The following is a 2511-nucleotide window of genomic DNA, read 5'->3' as shown; positions in this document are numbered from 1 at the left end:
GCGAGTTGCTCATGGGCGGGACCGGCCTCTGGATCGAGCGTGACCTCGGTGACGCTCAGCGGTGCATGGCGCCAGACGACCTGAGCGGGGGTCGAGAGCTGTTCCCAGACGAAGGCGGTACGCAGGATGTCATTGCGATGAACGACCTGTTGCACGGCCGCGAGATAGCGATCCAACAGGGCGCGGTCGGCAAAGGCCATCTGGCTGACCAGCAGATACGGATCGCCGTCGGTAGCCAGCAGGTGGTGGAACAGGATGCCGTCCTGCAAGGGAGAGAGCGCGTAGATGTCCTGGATATTGGCCATACCCCCGGGCACCAGGGCCACGATGCGATCGATGTCCGGTTGCGACAGATCGATCAGCGGCAGCATGGCCGGGGTGATCGCCGTGCTGTCTGGGGTGATCGCGTTGGCCGGGACGCTTACTTCCTGGTGACTGCCGAGAGTGGCGGCCAGATCGGCCAGGGTGGGGGTGGTGAACAGGGTGCGTACTTCGACATTCAGACCCCGACGGCGCAACCGTTCCATGAGTTGCACGGCGATCAGGGAGTGGCCACCGACCTCGAAGAAGTTGTCGTGGCGGCTGACCTGCTGGAGGCCGAGCAGCTCTTCCCAGATGCCGGCGAGGGTTTGTTCGATCTCCCCTTGGGGTGGCTCGTAGGCCCGACGGGCGTAGGCCGTGTCGCCCGGTGCGGGCAAGGCCTTGCGGTCGAGTTTGCCGTTGGGTGTCAGGGGCAACGCGTCCAACGGCACGAAGGCCGCCGGGACCATGTAGTCGGGTAGGCAGGCACCGAGGTGGGCGCGCAAAGTCGCGGGCAGCTCACCGGAGGCGGTCGTGTCTTCCGGAGTGACGGTGAGATAGGCGACGAGGCGTTTGTCGCCGGGGACGTCTTCGCGGGCGAGGACGACAGCCTCACGCACGGCCGGATGTTCCATCAGGCGTGCTTCGATCTCGCCGGGCTCGATGCGGAAGCCACGGAGCTTGACCTGGTGATCGTTGCGGCCCAAGAAGACGAGATTGCCATCGGGCAGGTAGCGGGCCAGGTCGCCGGTCTTGTACATGCGCGCGCCGGGCAGGGCGTTGAACGGGTCGGGCAGGAAGCGTTCGGCGGTGAGGTCGGGACGGTTCAGGTAACCGCGGGCGACACCGGCACCGCCGATGTACAGCTCACCGGCGACCCCGNGACGTCTTCGCGGGCGAGGACGACAGCCTCACGCACCGCCGGATGTTCCATCAGACGTGCTTCGATCTCGCCGGGCTCGATGCGGAAGCCACGAATCTTGACCTGGTGATCGTTGCGGCCCAAGAAGACGAGATTGCCATCGGGCAGGTAGCGGGCCAGGTCGCCGGTCTTGTACATGCGTGCCCCGGGCAGGGCGTTGAACGGGTCGGGCAGGAAGCGTTCGGCGGTGAGGTCGGGACGGTTCAGGTAGCCGCGGGCGACACCGGCACCGCCGATGTACAGCTCACCGGCGACCCCGAGAGGAACCGGCTGGCCGTGGGCATCGAGCAGATAAATGCGCGTGTTGGCTATCGGACGGCCTATTGTTGGGATCGATGCATCGCCACTAATCGTCGCCAATGTCGCATCCACGGTGCACTCGGTAGGGCCGTAGACGTTATGGACTTCGATCCGACTCTCGTCTCGTAATTGATTCCAAGTGGCTAGACTAATTGATTCTCCTCCCACCAAGAGTGATCGAGGCCACTGAATATTGCGATTAATTAGTCCATTCACTAGCCACAGTTCCAATTGTGATGGCGTGCAATCGATGATATCAACCTGTTGGATCTCTAGATGTTTCATGAAGAGGCCTGCGTCTACGCGCACGGCTTCTGGTAGTGCTACCAAGGAGCGCCCTGACAAAAGTTGCACTAGCATTTTTATTGATGCATCGAATTGATACGAGGCATTCCATCCCACAGTTGTAAACGGACGCTGTGCAAAAACCTCCTGCTCCAGCCCAATCCAAAGATTGACAACGTTACGATGCTCGACCATGACGCCCTTGGGGGTGCCGGTGGAGCCGGAGGTGTAGATGACGTAGGCGAGATGGGTGGAGGTGAGGCCCAGCATTTGCGGATCGGGATCGGCGACGGACTGGTGGGCCCACGTCGCGGGTGTACCGAGGTCGAGCACGGTCAGGTGAGCGACCGCCGATTCGCCCAGGGCCGTTCGTCCAGTGGTATCGGCCAGCAAGAGCGCGGGGGCGGCATCGTGCAGGACCTGCGTCAGCCGTTCAGAGGGGTAGGTCGGATCGAGCGGGACATAGGCGCCGCCTGCTTTCAGGATGGCCAGGAGCCCTACGACCATGGCCAGGCTGCGTTCGACGCAGATCGCCACGCGATCATCGGGTCGCACGCCGAGGCTGATCAGATGATGGGCGAGGCGATTGGCCTGGATGTTGAGTTCGGTATAGGAGAGGGACTGATCCTCGAAGACGAGGGCGGTGGCCTCGGGGTGCTGCTGTACTTGTTGCTCGAACAACTGGTGGATGCACAGCTGATCGG

General features: G+C 62.8%; 2 protein-coding genes. Both read right to left on the bottom strand.

Going from position 1 to position 2511, the window contains the following annotated elements; genetic code table 11:
* The coding region (locus IHE46_RS17125) for a phosphopantetheine-binding protein (RefSeq protein WP_343230054.1) at nucleotides 1–1061 on the bottom strand (1061 nt) is incomplete at its 3' end.
* Between the two features lie 65 nt (nucleotides 1062–1126).
* Nucleotides 1127–2511: amino acid adenylation domain-containing protein (locus IHE46_RS17120; protein ID WP_225563145.1), on the bottom strand; the 1385-nt coding region annotated here is incomplete at its 5' end.

The sequence above is a fragment of the Rhodanobacter sp. DHG33 genome (genome assembly GCF_014843005.1).
GTDB lineage: Bacteria > Pseudomonadota > Gammaproteobacteria > Xanthomonadales > Rhodanobacteraceae > Rhodanobacter_A.
The sequence above is the reverse complement of the archived record's forward strand: the minus strand, read 5'-3'. Positions and strand labels throughout refer to the sequence as shown.